16 protein-coding genes are annotated in these 18,364 nt (G+C 61.9%); 5 read left to right on the top strand and 11 right to left on the bottom strand.

What is annotated here, in order from left to right:
• Positions 1–54: 54 nt before the first annotated feature.
• The 7 genes from ACXYMS_RS12060 to ACXYMS_RS12030 form a co-directional block, all read right to left on the bottom strand.
• Positions 55–891 carry an MBL fold metallo-hydrolase gene (locus tag ACXYMS_RS12060; RefSeq protein WP_458906590.1) on the bottom strand — a complete coding sequence of 279 codons (837 nt, stop codon included), beginning with the start codon at positions 889–891 and terminating at the stop codon, positions 55–57.
• Positions 892–894: 3 nt separating this feature from the next.
• Positions 895–1,674, bottom strand: a complete 780-nt coding sequence (locus ACXYMS_RS12055; protein WP_458906588.1) for a TatD family hydrolase — start codon at positions 1,672–1,674, stop codon at positions 895–897.
• A 1-nt stretch (position 1,675) separates the two neighbouring features.
• Positions 1,676–3,226 carry a methionine--tRNA ligase gene (gene metG, locus ACXYMS_RS12050; protein WP_458906586.1) on the bottom strand — a complete coding sequence of 517 codons (1,551 nt, stop codon included), beginning with the start codon at positions 3,224–3,226 and terminating at the stop codon, positions 1,676–1,678.
• A complete protein-coding gene (locus ACXYMS_RS12045; RefSeq protein ID WP_458906585.1) occupies positions 3,223–4,248 on the bottom strand; it encodes an AAA family ATPase in 1,026 nt (341 codons plus the stop codon). Before ACXYMS_RS12045 ends, metG begins: the two co-directional genes overlap by 4 nt.
• Complete coding sequence (gene tmk / locus ACXYMS_RS12040; RefSeq protein WP_458906583.1) at positions 4,245–4,928, bottom strand: dTMP kinase; 684 nt, start codon at positions 4,926–4,928, stop codon at positions 4,245–4,247. Before tmk ends, ACXYMS_RS12045 begins: the two co-directional genes overlap by 4 nt.
• 185 nt (positions 4,929–5,113) lie before the next feature.
• The gene (locus ACXYMS_RS12035; protein WP_458906581.1) at positions 5,114–6,262 is read right to left on the bottom strand and encodes a D-alanyl-D-alanine carboxypeptidase family protein; all 1,149 of its coding nucleotides are present in this window, start codon (positions 6,260–6,262) and stop codon (positions 5,114–5,116) included.
• A 56-nt stretch (positions 6,263–6,318) separates the two neighbouring features.
• Positions 6,319–7,371: a septal ring lytic transglycosylase RlpA family protein gene (locus ACXYMS_RS12030; RefSeq protein WP_458906580.1), complete on the bottom strand. Its 1,053-nt coding sequence runs from the start codon at positions 7,369–7,371 to the stop codon at positions 6,319–6,321.
• 254 nt (positions 7,372–7,625) lie between these two features.
• Here ACXYMS_RS12030 and metH point away from each other — a divergent pair, with 254 nt between their 5' ends.
• Both metH and ACXYMS_RS12020 read left to right on the top strand, forming a co-directional pair.
• A complete protein-coding gene (gene metH, locus ACXYMS_RS12025) occupies positions 7,626–11,393 on the top strand; it encodes a methionine synthase (protein ID WP_458906578.1) in 3,768 nt (1,255 codons plus the stop codon).
• A 157-nt stretch (positions 11,394–11,550) separates the two neighbouring features.
• Positions 11,551–11,901, top strand: coding sequence for a hypothetical protein (locus ACXYMS_RS12020; RefSeq protein ID WP_458906576.1), 351 nt, complete (start codon positions 11,551–11,553; stop codon positions 11,899–11,901).
• 13 nt (positions 11,902–11,914) lie between these two features.
• Here the strand turns inward: ACXYMS_RS12020 and ACXYMS_RS12015 are convergent, their stop codons facing one another.
• Genes ACXYMS_RS12015 through folD form a run of 3 tightly spaced genes read right to left on the bottom strand, consistent with a single transcriptional unit; the run spans position 11,915 to position 13,804 of the window.
• A complete protein-coding gene (locus ACXYMS_RS12015; protein WP_458906574.1) occupies positions 11,915–12,337 on the bottom strand; it encodes a hypothetical protein in 423 nt (140 codons plus the stop codon).
• A gap of 19 nt (positions 12,338–12,356) precedes the next feature.
• The gene (locus ACXYMS_RS12010; protein ID WP_458906572.1) at positions 12,357–12,905 is read right to left on the bottom strand and encodes a DUF1643 domain-containing protein; all 549 of its coding nucleotides are present in this window, start codon (positions 12,903–12,905) and stop codon (positions 12,357–12,359) included.
• Positions 12,902–13,804 carry a bifunctional methylenetetrahydrofolate dehydrogenase/methenyltetrahydrofolate cyclohydrolase FolD gene (gene folD, locus ACXYMS_RS12005; RefSeq protein ID WP_458906570.1) on the bottom strand — a complete coding sequence of 301 codons (903 nt, stop codon included), beginning with the start codon at positions 13,802–13,804 and terminating at the stop codon, positions 12,902–12,904. Before folD ends, ACXYMS_RS12010 begins: the two co-directional genes overlap by 4 nt.
• A gap of 75 nt (positions 13,805–13,879) precedes the next feature.
• On the opposite strand from folD, the gene ACXYMS_RS12000 reads away from it, so the two are divergent.
• The 3 genes from ACXYMS_RS12000 (at position 13,880) to ACXYMS_RS11990 (ending at position 16,717) form a co-directional block, all read left to right on the top strand.
• Positions 13,880–14,479, top strand: coding sequence for a DUF1176 domain-containing protein (locus ACXYMS_RS12000; protein ID WP_458906569.1), 600 nt, complete (start codon positions 13,880–13,882; stop codon positions 14,477–14,479).
• 13 nt (positions 14,480–14,492) lie between these two features.
• A complete protein-coding gene (locus ACXYMS_RS11995) occupies positions 14,493–14,927 on the top strand; it encodes a DUF1801 domain-containing protein (RefSeq protein ID WP_458906567.1) in 435 nt (144 codons plus the stop codon).
• 314 nt (positions 14,928–15,241) lie between these two features.
• Complete coding sequence (locus tag ACXYMS_RS11990; protein WP_458906566.1) at positions 15,242–16,717, top strand: AMP nucleosidase; 1,476 nt, start codon at positions 15,242–15,244, stop codon at positions 16,715–16,717.
• A 315-nt stretch (positions 16,718–17,032) separates the two neighbouring features.
• Here the strand turns inward: ACXYMS_RS11990 and eno are convergent, their stop codons facing one another.
• A complete protein-coding gene (eno, locus tag ACXYMS_RS11985; protein WP_458906564.1) occupies positions 17,033–18,310 on the bottom strand; it encodes a phosphopyruvate hydratase in 1,278 nt (425 codons plus the stop codon).
• Between the last annotated feature and the right edge of the window lie 54 nt (positions 18,311–18,364).

The following is an 18,364-nucleotide window of genomic DNA, read 5'->3' as shown; positions in this document are numbered from 1 at the left end:
TTTTGTAGGTTAGAAATCCTCGGAAATCCGAGGCTTTCGGCGCTTCGCTGCGTCCTAGCGGTTGAGAATGCGCCCGGTTGTGACATCGATCTGCATTCCGTCATAGGCAGGCGTGACGTTTGAAGGCGTCTCGGCATCTGTGCCGCGATAATCGAGGTCGATGTGCATGTTGGTCAGTATGGCCTGGTGCGGCGCAAAACGTTCGATCAGGTCCAGGGTCTCTGGCAGGCTCAGATGGCTGGGATGCGGCGTGGGACGCAGTGCATCGACAATCCAGGTGTCGAGCCCGCTCAATGCCTCGTGAGCGCTTGGCGGCACCGCCGAGAGATCGCAGCAATAAGCCACGCCGCCGATGCGGTAGCCCAAGGCATTGATGTCGCCATGGACCAGGTCGAAGGCCAGCAGCGCCAACGTGCCGCCGGGACCACTGACCTCCACGGCCTGGCCGTCGGCGATTTCGTGGGCATTGAGGATCGGCGGATAGGAACTGCCCGGCGGCGTCGAAAAGCAATAGCCGAAGGCCTCGCGCAGCCGCGCGCCGCATCCTGCCGAGAAATAGACGTCGACGCGGCGGCGATTGTGCAGCGCCAGCACCCGCAGGTCGTCGATGCCATGGGTATGGTCGGCATGCTCATGGGTGAAGAGCACGGCATCGACGCGGTCCACTTTGGCGTCGAGCATCTGTTCGCGCAGATCCGCGCCGGTATCGATCAGGACGCGCGTGGGATCGGGAATGCCGTCCCGCCAGCCTTCGATCAGCAACGAACAGCGGCGGCGGCGATTGCGTGGCTCATTCGGGTCGCAGGCGCCCCAGTCATTGCCGATGCGTGGTACGCCGCCGGAGGACCCGCAGCCCAGAATGGTCGCTATGATCCGGTCCGGTGCCGCCATGCGTCAACTGATGCCGGTTTTCGAGAACAGGCGCCCGAAATTGGCGGTGGATTCGCGGCCGAGCTGTTCAAGTGTGATGCCGCGCACCTCAGCCAGTTTTTCCGCCGTGTGCCGCACATAGCTCGGTTCGTTGGAGTGGCCGCGATGCGGGATCGGTGCCAGATATGGCGCGTCGGTCTCGACCAGATAGCGGTCGGCGGGCACGATCCTGGCGACGTCGCGAATTTCTTCGGCATTCTTGAAGGTGATGATCCCCGAGAAGGACACGTAGCCGCCGAGCGCCAGGGCGCGCTGCGCCAAGTCCATGCCGGCAGTGAAGCAGTGCAGGACGAAGGGGAAGCCCCCCTGCCCGGCCTCTTCTTCAAGGATCGCCGCCATGTCTTCATCGGCCTGGCGGCTGTGGATAACCAGTGGAAGACCTGTCAAACGGGCCGCTGCGATGTGGCGCCGCAAGCCGGTGGCCTGGGCCTCGCGCGGGGCATTATCGTAGAAGTAGTCGAGGCCCGCCTCGCCGATGGCAACGCAACGCGGATGGGCACTTAGCCGGACAAGATCATCCGTCTCAATATGCAGTTCTTCATGGGCGTTGTGCGGGTGGGTGCCGACCGAGCACCAGACGTTCCCATATCGTTCCGCGAGCCCAGCATATGTGGAAAAGTTTTCCACCCTTGTGGATATCGTCACCATGCCGGTGACCCCGGCCGCCTCGGCTCGCGCCATTACGCCATCCAGGTCAGCGGACAGCGCCTCGAAATCGAGATGGCAATGGCTGTCGATCAGCATGTCACTCAGCCGGCTTTTCTACACGCGCGAAGACGCCCTGTGGCACCGGCAGTTCGGTGCCAGTCACGAGGGCATTTGATTGCATTGCCGCATCCAGGCCGCGCTGGTCTGCGGGCACGGCCAACTGGTCGAGCAGCTTTGCGGCCGAGGCCGGTACAAAGGCCTGCATGGGAATAGCGAGCCGGCGAACCGTGTCGGCCGTCACATAAAGAACAGTGGCCATGCGGGCCGGATCGGTCTTTTTCAGCGCCCAGGGCTCCTGGCCTGCGAAATAATTGTTGGCCGAACTCAGCGCTCCGATGATGGCACCGGTGGCTTCATGGATCAGTTGCTGGTCCATGGCCTTTTGCGCGTCGGCTAGCGCCTCGGTGACTTCGACGATAATCGCGTCATCGGCGTCGGTCAAAGCACCCAGTTCGGGTATCTTTGCTTCGCAGTTCTTGTTGATCATCGAAAGCGAGCGCTGCGCCAGATTGCCCAGATTATTTGCAAGGTCTGCATTCACGCGGTTGACCAGCTTTTCGTGACTGTAGTCACCGTCATTGCCGAACGACACTTCGCGCAGGAGGAAATAGCGCACCGCGTCGGGCCCGAAGGTCTCGACCAGATGGAACGGGTCGATGACATTGCCAAGCGACTTGCTCATCTTCTGGCCATCAACGGTCAGGAAGCCGTGGGCGAAGACGCGGTGTTGCACCTCGATGCCGGCGCTCATCAAGAAGGCGGGCCAATAGACGGTGTGGAAACGGATGATGTCCTTGCCCACGACGTGGAGGTCCGCCGGCCAGAACTTCCTGAACAGCTCGCTCTGCTCATCCGGATAGCCTAGGCCGGTGATGTAATTGGTCAGGGCATCGACCCAGACATACATCACGTGGCCCGGTGCGTCGGGTACCGGCACCCCCCATTCAAAGGTGGTGCGGGAGATTGAAAGGTCCTTGAGGCCGCTTTTTACGAAGGAAATGATCTCATTGCGGCGCTCCTTGGGAGCGATGAAATCGGGATTGGCCTCGTAGAGGTCCAGCAGTTTCTGCTGATAGGCCGAGAGGCGGAAGAAATAGGTCGGCTCCTCGACCCATTCAACCTCGGCGCCAGACGGTGCAAAGCGCTTGCCGTTCTTCTCGGACAGCTCGTCTTCGTCAAAATAGGCTTCGTCGCGAACCGAGTACCAGCCCTTGTAAGTGGACTGGAAGATATCGCCATTGTGGCTGGCGGCCATCTTCTTCCAGATGGCTTGCGAGGCTTCGTAGTGGCGCGGCTCGGTGGTGCGGATAAAGTCGTCGTTGGAGAGGTTCAACTCGCCAGCGAGCTTGAGAAAGGCGCCGGCATTGCGGTCGGCCAGGTCGCGCACGGGAATGCCTTCCTTGGCTGCCGTCTGCACCATCTTTATGCCGTGTTCATCCGTGCCGGTGAGGAAATAGACCTCTCGGCCTTCCAGCCGCTTCCAGCGGGCGATGGCGTCGGTCGCGATCATCTCATAGGCGTGGCCGATATGGGGCGCGCCATTGGGATAGGAGATCGCGGTGGTGACGTAGAAGGGCTTGGCGGTCATGCTGGCTCGGCGGGATTGGCGATGAGGGCGCAGTGCTTCCTTATGGCATCGAAGATGACCACCAGCGTCTGCTTCATATCGAGGTTGACGCTGTCGGCTTCGCCCATAAGTGCGCCTGCCTTCTCCCATAGCTCGGTTGCCGAGGCAAGCCGCCTGCGCGCCCCCGGTTGCATGGCCGCCTCGCGCATTTCACCGGCCAGCCAGTCACTGAGGATTTCGCGGCCAAAGGACAGGTCCGCTCCCTGCGGATCGCTGCCCAGGGCATCGGCCAGTTGCAGGCCTGCGGCCACCGGCGCCGCCTCGGGCTGGCGCAGCCACAACAGCAGCGCGCCAACGGGTGAATTTTCAGCCAGGGCCAGCGTTTCGAAGGCGCGGCGCGGACGCCCGCCGGCCAGCTGGATGGCGCGCTCAAGCGCCGCCTGATCCAGCTCCGGCAGGCTGCCTTTAACAATGCTGGCAACATCCGCATCGGCGAGCGGCCGCAAGGCAAGGGTGTGGCAGCGCGAGCGGATGGTGGGCAGCAACTGCCCGGGCCGGTGCGAAACCAGGAAGAAGGTGGTGTCGGCTGGTGGCTCTTCGAGGGTCTTGAGCAGAGCATTGGCCGCATTGGCATTGCAGTCGTCGATGCTGTCGAGAATGGCGACGCGGTGCCCTGCCCTGCCCCTTGTGTGGTGCAGTCCGTCGCGCAGTTCGCGCACATCCTCGACGCGGATGACGGTGTAATAGCCCTTGGAATCCTTGGGGCGGCGGCGCAGGACCGACAGATTGGGGTGCGACAGGGCCGCCACCTGCTCACGGACCCGGTGCGCGTCCTCGTCGCCTGTGGCCGTCTGGATCGAGGCGGCTAGCTCGAAGGCAAGCGTCGCTTTGCCGATGCCCTGCGGCCCATGGAGCAGAAATGCGCCAGGCAGGCGGCGATCTGCCAATTGGGCAAGCACGGCATTGCGGGCTGTGTCATGGCCAATGGCTTTCTGCCGCACTTCGGGCAGCGGCAGATCCGGGAGGGCAGTGGGATCGGTCACGGGACCGGCCTGCCCTGCAATTCGGGGAAGCGGGAACTGACAGCCTCCCAGATGGCGTCCTCCAGCTTTTCCTCGTCCTGTTCTGCGGAAATGACGACGCAGCGATCTGCGTTGTTGCGGGCAATATCCAGGAAGTTCTCGCGCAGGCGCTGGTGCCAGTCGAGCTCTTCCTTTTCGAAGCGGTCGCCGGTCAGCTGCAGGCCGTCTTCCACCGCGCGTTGTTCGACCCGGCGAAAGGCCACTTCCGGGTCCATATCGAGCACGATGGTAAGGTCGGGGGTATGGCCATCCAGGGCGAGATTTTCCAGCGCATCGATCAGCCGGTCATTCACCCCTCCGGTCAGGCCCTGATAGGCGCGGGTGGAATCGCAGAAGCGATCGGAAATGACCCAGGTTCCCTTGGCGAGATTGGGGGCGATGAGCTGGCTGACATGGTCGAGCCGTGCGGCGGCGAACAGCACCGCCTCGGCGCCAGCGCCCCAGATTTCCGAGCGCCCCTGCAGGATGAAGGAGCGGATGGCTTCGGCCTTGGGCGTGCCGCCGGGCTCGCGGGTGCGCACCGCCTCGACGGCGTGGTGGCTCAGATTGTTCAGCAGTCGCCGCACCTGCGTGGACTTGCCAACACCTTCTCCGCCTTCAAAGGTGATGAATCGGGCCGGTCTGGTGTCGGTTGTTGGCACGTGGTGCAACATTGTCCTGTATTCCATGCACTAGCCAAGCAACGCCCACCGCGCGTGACCCTCGGGCTAGACCCGAGGGCTATGTACTTCTGGCGCGGTCGTCAAGTGAAGAGCCCTCGGGTCGAGCCCGAGGGTGACGGCTGGATGGGTTGGGAAGCCATCAGAATGCACAGCGGCGCCAGCTCTCAAAGCCAGCCCAGCGCCAATTGCTTGAGCGCATCCGTCGCCCGGCGAACCAGATCGCCCTGCCCGACGCTCTCAGCAGCATAGAGGGGCGCAGACTGCACGAGCTGATCGTTACAATAGACCCGCAATTCCCCAATTCTGTCGCCGGCGTTGACCGGTGGTAGGAGCGGGGCGTGGTAGTTGACTGTTGCCGACAGGCATTGTCGTGATCCGCGCGGCAGGTAGAGCGCGATTTCACCGCTTCCGACCAGTCCGACATTGGGGCTGGCCCCACCATAGACATCGGCGAATGCGACCACCTGACCGTCGGCATAAGGCGTGAAGCGCTCGAAGGCGCGTGCGCCCCAAGTCAACAGTTTTCGGGCTTCCTCGGTGCGTTCCCGCATCGAGGTCAGGCCATGAACGACTGCGATCAGGCGGCGATCGCCCTGGTCGGTTGATGTCACCGAGCCATAGCCGGCGGCCTCGGTATGGCCGGTCTTCAGGCCGTCGACCCCTATGCCCATTTCCACCAGCGAGTTGCGATTGGCCTGGTTGATACCGTTCCACTCCATCGAGGGCTCAGAGAAATAATGATAGTATTCGGGGAATTCGCGGATCAGGTAGCGGCCCAGTTCAGCCAGGTCCCGAGCGCTGGAATACATGTCCGGGTCCGGCAAGCCGGTTGGATTGGTGAACTGTGATCCCTCTAGTCCGATATCGTCGGCCAGCTCGTTCATCATCAGCGCAAAGGTGCCTTCGGAGCCAGCAATGCCCTCGGCCAGGATGATGGCCGCATCATTGCCGGACTGGATGATGACCGAACGCACCAGCTCCTCGACGCGGATCTGCGAATTGAGTTCCGCGAACATGGTCGAGCCGCCCGATGCGGCGCCGCCGGTGCGCCATGCATGTTCGGAGACGAAGAACTCGTCATCGAGACTGGTCCGCCCCGCTCTGATCTCATTGAATACCACTGCCAGCGTCATCAGCTTGGCCATCGAGGCCGGCTCCAGCGCGGCGTCAGCGTCTTTCTGGAAGATTACCGTGCCGGACTCGTAGTCCATCAGCACCGCGAACTGCGCCTTGGTGTCGAAGTCAGCCTGTGCAGCGACCGATCCGGCAAAGGCCAGAAAAGCAGCGATAGCGATCAGCACTCTCACGGACATTTCCCTTGCGTCTCATATTCATGGGCCGAACTCCCCCGGCCGCACGATCGTCGCAATTAATAGAGAATTGCGTCGGGAAGGCCAAGCTCTCGCGCAAGTGTGAGCGCGTCTTGTGATGTCGCCCCGGGCTTGAGGTGAGTCAGCGTCAGCTTGGTGGCCGGGCCATTATTGATCGAGACCGGTTCTTCGGTCACGGCGCCAAGCAGAGCAAATTGCCGGGCCAATTCGGCGGCATTCGCGGGGTCAGCAAAGACACCCAAAGCCAGCGTAATGGCGCGACTATCCGCATCGACGGAGTTGGCCCAGGCCGCGAGACCGGCATTACCACCCGCCATGGCATTGGCCGCTTCATGTGCCGAGCCGATGGCGGCATCGGCCTCCAGGGCGGTGGTGTCCGCGTAGGAGAAAAGGCCTGAAATGAAATTGGTGGTCATGCCGACCAGGCTGCGATTGCTCTGACTGCCGCCAGAACTGGCAACGCGGATCGGGCCGGTGTCATAGTCGGCCGGGCCGGAATAGCTGGCGACCAGCATGCGGGTGTCGTCCCCTTCCAGCGGCGCCTGCCCCACATATTGCACATGGACGCTGGTCGAGCCCTTGTTGACATAGCCCAGCATGGCGGCGGCCTGATGCGACAGGTCGATGATGCGGCCGGCGACATAAGGGCCGCGATCATTGACGCGCACGATCAGCGAACGGCCATTATCGGTATTGGTGACGCGGACATAGGAGGGCAACGGCAGGGTCGGATGCGCCGCCGTGATGGCATTGGCCGAAAAAATTTCGCCATTGGCGGTGCGGCGGCCATGGAAGTCGGAGCCATACCAGGAGGCTGAACCGGACGCCGAATAGCCCGGATCATGCTGCGGCACATAGGTCTTGCCGCGCACCGTATAGGGCTTGCCGATCTGGTGGCGACCGCCGCCCCTGGGGGGATTGGGGTTGGAGGTGACGCGCGGCGACACCGCAACGCCATATTCGCTGGATGAGAAGGCCGCGCGCTTGACCGTGGCGCCGAGCCCTCCCCCGGTCGCGCAGGCGGCGATCGTCGGAACGATTAGTGCCGAAAGGGCCATGATACGGACGGCGCTGCGCCAGGAGGTCGTCACGGTACGCAATACTCTTTGAAACACACACTCTTGCGCGTGAGCATAGCTGCCCCGCATCCCGGATTACAGAAAGGAACAAGTTTCTGGTTTAGGAGCGGTTAAGACCAATGAGATGTTAGCGGCTTGCATGGCATTTTCGTCAAACCGTCCGGAAAGCGCAAAGCCATGCCTTGTCGCTTGACTGATATAAAGATATCTTTATGTGATGACGCGGCGCCCGTTTGTGCCGCAACTCTATGAAAGTGAGGACGGCGATGAGCTCCTCCCCTGACCAGATCACCGATGGCGCTGTCATTCCCGATTGGGCGGACGTGCACGCCGCGCTCAAAAGCGCCATGGCCGAACGCATACTGATCCTTGACGGTGCCATGGGGACGATGATCCAGCGGTTGGGGCTCACCGAGGAGAATTTCCAGGGTGAGCGCTTCAAGGGCTGGAGCCACCCGCTCAAGGGCAATAACGACCTCCTCGTCATCACCGAGCCGCAGATGATCGAGGATATTCACCTCGAATATTATCTGGCCGGCGCCGATATCGTGGAGACCAATACCTTCTCGGCCACCTCAGTGGCACAGGCAGACTACGCCTGCGAGGAAGCGGTCTATGACATCAACTATCAGGGAGTGATGGTGGCGCGGCGCGCGGCCTTGCGCGCCGAGGCCCAGGATGGCCGCCGCCGCTTCGTGGCCGGCGCCCTGGGGCCGACCAACAAGACCTCGTCCATGTCAACGGACGTCAACAGCCCTGGCCATCGCGCCATTACCTTCGACGAACTGGTCGTAGCGTATGGTGAGGCCATTCGCGGGCTGGTGGATGCCGGTGCGGACCTGCTGCTGTTCGAAACGATTACCGACACGCTCAACACCAAGGCCGGTATCTTTGCCGCTCAGAGGCTGTTCGAGGAACGCGGCATCGATGTGCCGATGATGATCTCGGGCACCATCACCGATCTGTCGGGCCGGACACTTTCGGGCCAGACCCCGACGGCATTCTGGTATTCGGTGCGCCACGCCAACCCCATCACCATCGGGCTCAACTGCGCCTTGGGCGCTGATTTGATGCGCGACCACATTGCCGAGCTTTCGGGCGTGGCGGACACATTCATCTGCGCCTATCCCAATGCGGGCCTGCCCAATGAAATGGGCGCCTATGACCAGACGCCCGAGCAAATGGCGGCGCAATTGCAGGCCTTTGCCAGCGATGGGCTTCTCAACATCGTCGGTGGCTGCTGCGGCTCGACGCCGGACCATATTCGCGCCGTGGCCCAGATGGCCGCGCAATATCAGCCACGTCCGGTGCCTGAGGCGGAAAAACTCCTGCGACTGGCGGGCCTCGAAGCCTTCACGCTGACCGACGAAATTCCCTTCGTGAATATCGGTGAGCGGACCAATGTCACGGGCTCGGCGCGGTTCAGAAAGCTGATCACCGCTGGCGATTATACCGCCGCACTCGACGTCGCGCGGGACCAGGTGGCCAATGGCGCCCAGATCATCGACATCAACATGGATGAAGGCCTGATCGACAGCCAACAGGTGATGATCGAGTTCCTCAACCTGCTTGCAGCGGAACCCGACATCGCCAAGGTGCCGCTGATGATCGACTCTTCCAAATGGGAAGTGATCGAGGCTGGGCTCAAATGCGTGCAGGGCAAGGCGCTGGTCAACTCCATCTCGCTCAAGGAAGGCGAGGAGGCGTTCATCCATCACGCCAGGCTGGTGCGGGCCTATGGCGCGGCCGTGGTGGTGATGGCGTTCGACGAGACCGGACAGGCAGACACCAAACAGCGCAAGGTCGAAATCTGTGCGCGGGCCTACAAGATCCTCACGGAAGTCGTTGGTTTTCCTGCCGAAGATATCATTTTCGACCCCAACGTGTTCGCGGTGGCGACGGGCATTGAAGAGCACAACAATTACGGCGTCGATTTCATCGAAGCGACCAGGGAAATCACAGACAGCCTGCCCCATGTCCACATCTCGGGCGGCATCTCCAACCTGAGCTTCTCGTTCCGCGGCAATGAGCCGGTTCGCGAGGCCATGCATGCGGTGTTCCTCTACTATGCCATCCAGAACGGCATGGACATGGGCATCGTCAATGCCGGTCAGCTGGCCGTTTACGAGACCATCGACAGGGAACTTCGCGATGCCTGCGAGGACGTGATCCTCAACCGCCGCGCGGATTCCACCGACCGCATGCTGGAACTGGCCGAGCGCTACAAGGGCCAGGCCGGCGGCGAAGGCAAGGCCAAGGACCTCTCCTGGCGCGAGCTGCCCGTGGGCGAGCGCATCACCCATGCGTTGGTCAATGGCGTCACCGAATATATCGAGGCCGATACCGAGGAAGCGCGCGCCCAGGCAACCCGGCCGCTGCACGTCATCGAAGGGCCCCTGATGGCCGGGATGAATGTGGTGGGCGACCTGTTCGGTTCGGGCAAGATGTTCCTGCCCCAGGTGGTCAAGTCTGCCCGCGTGATGAAGCAGGCCGTGGCCTATCTGATGCCCTATATGGAAGCCGAGAAGGACGCCAATGGTGATGCCGCCGGCCGCAAGAGTGCCGGCAAGGTGCTGATGGCGACGGTCAAGGGCGACGTGCACGATATCGGCAAGAACATCGTGGGCGTCGTGCTCTCGTGCAACAATTACGAGATCATCGATCTGGGCGTCATGGTGCCGACCCAGAAGATCCTCGAAACGGCACGATCCGAGAAGGTCGACATCATCGGGCTCTCCGGCCTCATCACCCCATCGCTCGACGAGATGGTGCATGTGGCCTCTGAGATGGAGCGCGAAGGCTTCGACATTCCCCTGCTCATCGGCGGGGCGACGACCAGTCGCGTGCATACGGCGGTCAAGATTCACCCGCGTTACGCTCGTGGCCAGGCCGTGCATGTCAACGATGCCAGCCGTGCTGTTGGCGTGGTTTCGAACCTGCTCTCGAGTGACACCAAGGTAACGTTCATCGAGGGGGTCCGGGCCGAATATGCCAAGGCCGCCGCGGCGCATGAGCGGGCCGAGTCCGAAAAGCGGCGCCTGCCGCTGACTTCGGCGCGCGCCAATGCCTTCAGACCGGACTGGACCGGCTATACACCGCCCAAGCCGAGCTTCACCGGCACGCGGGTGTTCACCGAGTTCGACCTGGGCGAACTGGCCCGCTACATCGACTGGACACCATTCTTCCAGACCTGGGAGCTCAAGGGCCGTTATCCGGCCATTCTCGAGGATGAGAAACAGGGCGAGGCCGCGCGCGCGCTCTGGGCCGATGCCCAGGCCATGCTCGCCCAGATCATCGAGGAAAAGTGGTTTGCGCCCAAGGCAGTCGTGGGTTTCTGGCCGGCCAATGCGGTGGGCGACGATATCCGCCTGTTCACCGGCGAGGATCGCCGCGAGGAACTGGCCACGCTGTTCACCCTGCGCCAGCAACTCTCCAAGCGCGATGGCAAGCCGAACATGGCGCTCAGCGATTTCGTCGCGCCGGTCGAGAGCGGCAAGGCGGACTATATCGGCGGCTTCGCGGTGACTTCGGGCATCGAGGAAGTGGCCATTGCCGAGCGCTTCGAACGAGCCAATGACGATTATTCGTCGATCCTGGTGAAAGCCCTGGCGGACCGCTATGCGGAAACCCTGGCCGAATTCATGCACCTCAAGGTGCGCCGCGAACTCTGGGGCTATGGCGCCGACGAGACTCTGACGCCCGAGGAAATCATCCTCGAAACCTATCGCGGCATTCGCCCGGCCCCGGGTTATCCGGCACAGCCGGACCACACTGAAAAGACTACGCTGTTCCGACTGCTGGACGCCGAAAACACGGTCGGCGTGACCCTGACCGAGAGCTTTGCCATGTGGCCCGGCTCATCGGTTTCCGGGCTCTATTTCAGCCATCCGGACGCCTATTATTTCGGCGTCGCCAAGGTCGAGCGCGATCAGGTGCTCGACTATGCGCAGCGCAAGGGTATGGATGTCGAAGAGGTCGAGCGCTGGCTGGCGCCGATCCTCAACTATATCCCGGGCAGGATCGCGGCGGAGTAGATTTTCCTCTCCCCATTGGGGAGAGGTGGCTCGGCGAAGCCGGGTCGGTGAAGGGAAGTCCGCCGCAGCGCTATTGGGTGTTTCTGCCTCCCCCTCATCCGGCGCTGCGCGCCACCTTCTCCCCGATGGGGAGAAGAACAAGAGGTGTCTTTTTGGAATGTCTCGTCTCGATCCCATCCCCGTGACCCTGATCACCGAAAGCGGCCACCTCGTCCCGCTGGACGGGAACACGGCGCTGATCCGCCTGCCGGCCAATACCGGGCATGGCCATGCCGATGGCGACCATTGCGTCGCCTGTGCGGCCCAGGCCGACATACGGGCCCTGCTCTACAATCTGCTCGAGGAACATCGCCGCGACATGCGTCCGGCATTCTCGCGGGTGGTTGTGGATGCCAGTGCGGTGGCCGATCCGCAGCAGGTCGTTCTGGCGCTGACAGGAAAATTGCCGGCGCAGGCGCTGCGGGATCACACGGTGGCGCGGATGTTTTATCTGGCGGGGACGGACTAGATATTTCTGCCACTCAGTGTCGGGTCTGATCGAGCTGGTTGACCAAGATGTACTCGACCGCACGCGACAAAATCAGCTCGAATTCAGCGATTTGATCTTGGGACGCCCCCAGCTTGGCCAGATGGGGCGCTGAGGTGCGTATGCCCGCGACATACTCGGCCAGTTGTTTCTCGAAGGTGCCACTTACAAAGGTTTCATAGTACAATTGAGGTGCGCAATCATAGATGCGCTCCTTCCGCCTGACCCTCGACCGGGCGGGGTAGCGCTCTGCCATGCCAGGCGGCATGATGATTGGTACATAGCGTAGCTTACAATCGAACGCGGGCAGCGCCGATTGAGCAAAAAGAGTGTTTAGTAGCGGCTCTACGGCGCGCCGGCACACCTCTGAGGCAAAACCAGCAGGCTTGTAAGTTTCGGATGAGGCCACAAAAATCACAGAAGCTACCCCGTTGGAGTCAACTATAGAATGGCACCAGCGGCGTATCGGCCCGCAGGTACAGCGGATGCTTGGGCGAGCCGTCGGCATTGATGCCGAAGCACCAGAGATCGATGCCGTCGGCGCGGAGCGCCTCGACGATTTCCTGTCCAGCCGGTGCCAGCGCCTTGTTGAGTTTGCCGTGGCAGAGCACGACCCGCCCCGCCCCGCGCGCGGCCTTGCGGATGGCGGGCAGGTTGGCGGGTGAGACGGCGACAATGCCCGGAGCGACCAGCATTTTGGGGTCCGTGGCGCGGTAGTCGCCGACATTGCACTTCACCATGGCTTCAAAGCCTTCGCGTTTGGCAAAGGTCCATTCGCGGGCACAGGTCGGGTCGTCGACAGTCGCATCCGCGGTCGAGGGGTTCATGCCGATGAAGAGGATGTAGCGCTCGGGGAAGCTCTCCCCAAGCCAGCGGCGCATGATCTGCCGATAGCGCCCATCCTCGCTCATCACCGCGTCGCCGCGCACGCCTTCGCCAAGGCGAAGGCGCACCTTGCCGCCGGGATCGTGGGCGAGATCACTCATGCGGTGAGGTCGCTCGGGGGGACAAGGCCATTGATCAGCGATGCGGTGGTGATGGTGTTGGCGAGGAGGCACGCAATGGTCATGGGGCCCACGCCACCGGGCACGGGCGTGATGGCGGCGGCGACTTCGGCAGCTGCAGCAGTATCCACGTCGCCGACAAGCCGCGTCTTGCCCTCGCCCTTTTCCGGCGCGGGAACGCGGTTGATACCCACATCGATCACGGTGGCGCCCGGCTTGATCCAGTCGCCCTTGATCATCTGCGGGCGCCCGACAGCGGCCACCACGATGTCAGCCTGCCGGACGATATCGGGCAGGTTCTGCGTGCGCGAATGGGCAACGGTGACGGTGCAATTGTCGCGTAGGAGCAGTTGCATCATCGGTTTGCCCACGAGGTTGGAGCGGCCGATGATGACGGCGTGCTTGCCTTCGAGCGAGCCGAGCTCATCGCGCAGCAGCATGAGGCTCCCGAGCGGGGTGCAGGAGACTGGTCCGGGCAGACCGATCTGCACCTTGCCGACATTGGCGGGTGTGAAGGAGTCGACATCCTTGGCCGGGTCGATCGCCTCGATGACCTTGTTGGGGTCGATATGCCTGGGCACCGGCATCTGGACGAGAATGCCGTGGACGGCCGGGTCGGCGTTGAGCTGGCGGACAAGCGCCAGCAGGTCGGCCTCGGGCACATCGGCGGGCAGCTCGTGCTTGAACGAGTTCATGCCGACCTCAGCGGTCTGCTTGGCCTTGGACGAGACATAAACCTGGCTGGCCGGGTCTTCGCCCACGATGACCACGGCAAGGCCCGGGGTGATGCCATGCTCGGCCTTGAGGCGTGCCACATGGCCGGCAATGCGGCCGCGCAATTCTTCAGCAAAGCGTTTTCCGTCGATGATTTTTGCGGTCATATCGGCCCCGATCTGCTTGAATGGCAACGCGCGGGAGGAGGTCCCGTCTTTCGGCTTCGACATAAGGGATGCACGATGATCCGTCCATTGCTTTGCCTGCCGCTACTGGCGGTTTTGACCGTGCCTCTTTCGGCACAGGAGGCTTCGCTCGAAAAGCGCGTGGCAAAGCTCCATGCACTGGCGGGTGGCGACTGGTGCGAGCCGAGCGGGGTGCTCTACGACGAGGAAGAGCGCTTCAAGAGCTGGACGTTTTCCTTTCAGCCCAAATGGGACCCTGAAGGCGAACCAGAAGAAGTGACCCTGTTCAGGCTCTGGTGCATGTCGGGTGCCTACAATATCAACCACGCCTACTACATTCTAACCGAGTCCCGTGGCTTGACGCCGCTCTCCTTCGCGACGCCGTCATACGAAGCTGAGTATGGCGGGGCAGGAAGCATCGATGGTGAACTGGAAAGCCTGACGATGACCGGAATGGGAACCAGCAATATTCTGGTCAATTCCATGTTCGACCATAATTCCTTGACCATCACCGCGCATTCGCTATGGCGCGGCGTAGGCGATGCGGCCTCGTCGGGCTGGTGGGTGTTCTCAGACGGTGAATTCATCCTGCAGCAATATGACATCGACGCCAGCTATGACGGGGAGATCAATCCGGAAACGATTGTGAATTATTAGCGAGGGTGACGATATGAGCGAACAGAAAAACAAGCCGGGTACCGGCGATGTGAAACAGTATCTGGAGTCTGTGGAGGACGCGCAAAAGCGCGCCGATTCGCAGGTGCTGGTGGAGATGATGAGCGCGGTGTCCGGCGAGCCGCCGGTGCTGTGGGGCACCATGGTCGGGTTCGGTCAGTACCACTACAAATATCCCACTGGCCACGAGGGTGACGCGTTCCTCATTGGCTTTGCGCCTCGCAAGGCCGAGTTCAGCATCTATCTAATGGGCACATATTTCCCCGAAGAAAAAACCCGGCGCGAAACCCTTCTGGCAAAGCTGGGCAAGCACCGCATAGGCAAGGCCTGCCTCTACGTCAAACGCCTCAGCGACATCGACATCGACGTCCTGAAGGAACTGGCCGACATTTCGGTCAAGCGGCTGCGCGACACCTATCCCGACGCATAGAGGCCGCCACGGCATTTCTGCCGGACGGCCTCTAAGGGGGATGCAGTCCACCGCGCTGTTGAGGGCTTGGGGGACATGCGGCGAACCGCTTCCCGCTCATCGGTTGCATGGGTCGTTTGCGTCGCCGATGAACTGCATGGAAAGATGGTGGCCAAATGCGGCGAGAAAAGAGCCGGTCACCGAAGTGTGAAAGTTCGGACCAACCCCGCCGCTGCGTTGAGAAGCCGTCATCTGGGTTCTATATTGGCGCGGATTGAAGACGACGATTCCAGCATTTGGCCGCCCGATCCGCGGGTCGGCTCATGAGGACCACCATGACGACACTCAGCCCGCCGCGCCTTGAAACGCAGTCCTTTACCGATCCCGAGGCGGCATGGGCGCATATCGCCCATATTTATCACCGTAATTGCGATTTTATCCGCGGACATCTGGGCGACCTGACTCAGGGCCGGATTCCGCCCGGCCGGGTTCGTGCCTGCTATCCCCAGGTTGAAGTGCGCTCGACCAGCTATTCCAAGCATGAGAGCACCCTGCCCTATGGGTATCTGCATACGCCGGGACTCTACCGTACCACGGTCACGGCGCCTGATCTGTTCAAAGGCTATCTGCAAGAGCAGTTCTCGGTCATCCTGCACAATCATGGCGGCACCATCGATATCGGGGAATCGGACACACCCATTCCGCTGCATTTTGCGCTGGGGCCGCGCGACCATCTGGACGGGGCGGCGATCAATGCCCTGGACGCGCCGCTGCGCGACGTGTTCGACGCGCCGGATCTGACCAATACGGACGATGAGATCGCCAATGGCACCTATGTGCCGCCGCGCGGTGGGCCCTATCCGCTGTCGGCCTTTACCGGTCCGCGCGTCGACTATTCGCTGTTCCGGCTGGCCCATTATACCGGCACCGATGCCGACCATTTCCAGAACTTTGTGATCTTCACTAATTACCAGTTCTACATCGACGAGTTCTGCCGGGTGGCGAAGGCATGGATGGCCGAGAAGCATCCGCACTATCAGCGCTTCATCGAGCCGGGCAATGTTGCCACGGACAATATGTTGACCGGCGGTTCCGTCACCGGCGAGCCGCCGCCGCGCTCCCCGCAAATGCCGGCCTATCACCTGGTGGGCGATCGCGGGCGCGGCATCACCATGGTCAATATCGGCGTCGGCCCCTCCAACGCCAAGACCATTACCGACCATATCGCCGTGTTGCGTCCGCATGCCTGGATCATGCTTGGCCATTGCGCCGGCCTCCGGAACAGCCAGGAACTGGGCGATTTCGTGCTGGCCCATGCCTATCTGCGCGAAGACCATGTGCTCGACGCCGACCTGCCGTTGACCGTGCCGGTGCCGGCGCTGGCGGAAGTCCAGGTAGCGCTGCAGCAGGCCGTGGCCGAGGTGACCCAGACCGAGGGCATCGAGACCAAGAAGATCATGCGGACCGGCACCGTCGCCACATTCGACAACCGCAATTGGGAATTGCGCGACCAGACCGAGATCGTTCGCCAGCTCAGCCAGTCGCGCGCCGTGGCCCTCGACATGGAGAGCGCGACCATCGCCGCCAACGGATTCCGCTTCCGCGTGCCCTACGGCACCCTGCTTTGCGTCTCCGACAAGCCATTGCATGGCGAATTGAAGCTGCCCGGCATGGCCTCGGACTTCTATCGCACCCAGGTCAATCGGCATCTGCAGATCGGCCTGAGGGCCATGGAAATCCTGCGTGACCAGCCGGCGGAGCGGCTGCATTCACGCAAATTGCGCAGTTTTGCCGAGACGGCGTTCCAGTAGAGGCTCGGTTACGTGGTCCCACTCGTCACGACTATCGCCCTGCTCATGGTCGTTGCGTCCATTGTTCTGTTCTTCTTCGCGTTCGTGCGGATATGGCTGTCCCTGAGACGGAACAAGGACCGTGACCTGTTGAGAGTGGCTGGGACAAGGCCCTACCTAAGCAACACAAAGCTTTTGGGCTTGGCCTTTGTGGGTGTCTTGTGCGGCACGTTGCTGATCGGCATCTTGGAATGGACGGGCATGGCTTTCGCCTGATCCGACAAAGAAGCCCGGCATTGCTGCCGGGCTTCTGCATTTCAAACCGGATCGAACCGATCAGCGGCCCTTGACCACTGAATAGCCGGCATATTTGGCCGAGGAACCAAGCTGTTCCTCGATGCGAATCAACTGGTTGTACTTGGCCAGACGATCCGAACGGGAAAGCGAACCGGTCTTGATCTGCCCGCAGTTCAAGGCGACCGCCAGGTCGGCAATGGTCGAATCCTCGGTTTCGCCCGAGCGGTGCGACATCACCGAGGTGTAGCCGGCGCGGTGTGCGGTATCGACGGCGTTGAGGGTTTCCGAGAGCGAGCCGATCTGGTTGACCTTGACCAGGATGGAATTGGCGACGCCCATCTTGATGCCGGAAACCAGGCGCGCGGTATTGGTGACGAAGAGATCGTCGCCGACCAGCTGCACCTTCTTGCCGATGGCGTCGGTCAGGGCCTTCCAGCCATCCCAGTCATCTTCGGCCATGCCGTCCTCGATGGTGATAATCGGGTAGCGATTGGCCAGGTCCTCGAGAAAGCGGACATTTTCGTCCGAGGAGAGCGACTTGCCCTCGCCCACCATCTCGTATTTGCCGTTCTTGTAATATTCGGTGGCCGCGCAATCGAGGCCGAGGAAAATGTCCTCGCCCGGCTTGTAGCCGGCCTTTTCGATGGAGCGCATGATGAAGCCCAGGGCGTCATCAGCGCTCTTGAGGTTCGGGGCAAAGCCACCCTCGTCGCCGACGGCGGTGTTGTGACCCTCGGCCGAGAGGCCCTTCTTGAGCGTGTGGAAGATTTCCGCGCCGATCCGCACCGCATCGGCAATCGAGGTGGCGCCGGCCGGCAGGATCATGAATTCCTGCATGTCGATGGGGTTGTCGGCATGCTCGCCACCATTGATGATGTTCATCATCGGCACGGGCAGGACATGGGCGTTCGGGCCGCCGATATAGCGATAGAAGGGCAGTTCGCTCGATTCGGCGGCGGCCTTGGCGACGGCCAGCGACACGCCGAGAATGGCGTTGGCGCCGAGCTTGCCCTTGTTGGCGGTGCCGTCGAGATCGATCATGGCCTGATCGATGGCAAGTTGGTCAAGCGCATCCATGCCCTGGATTTCGTCGGCGATGACCGAATTGACGTTCTCGACGGCCTGGGTGACGCCCTTGCCCATATACAGCTTGCCGCCGTCGCGCAGTTCCACCGCTTCATGGGCGCCAGTCGACGCGCCGGAAGGCACCGCCGCGCGGCCAAAGCTGCCATCGTCCAGCACCACATCGACCTCGACGGTCGGATTGCCGCGGCTATCATAGATCTGGCGGCCATTGACGTGGATGATTGAAGACATGCGTGCCCTTCCCGGAAAGCTTTTGGGGTGTGGGTGTCTGTCTAGACGGGCCGT

It is taken from the genome of Devosia sp. CAU 1758, assembly GCF_054482695.1.
Note: the sequence above shows the minus strand (reverse complement) of the source record. Positions and strands in the feature narration are given on the sequence as shown.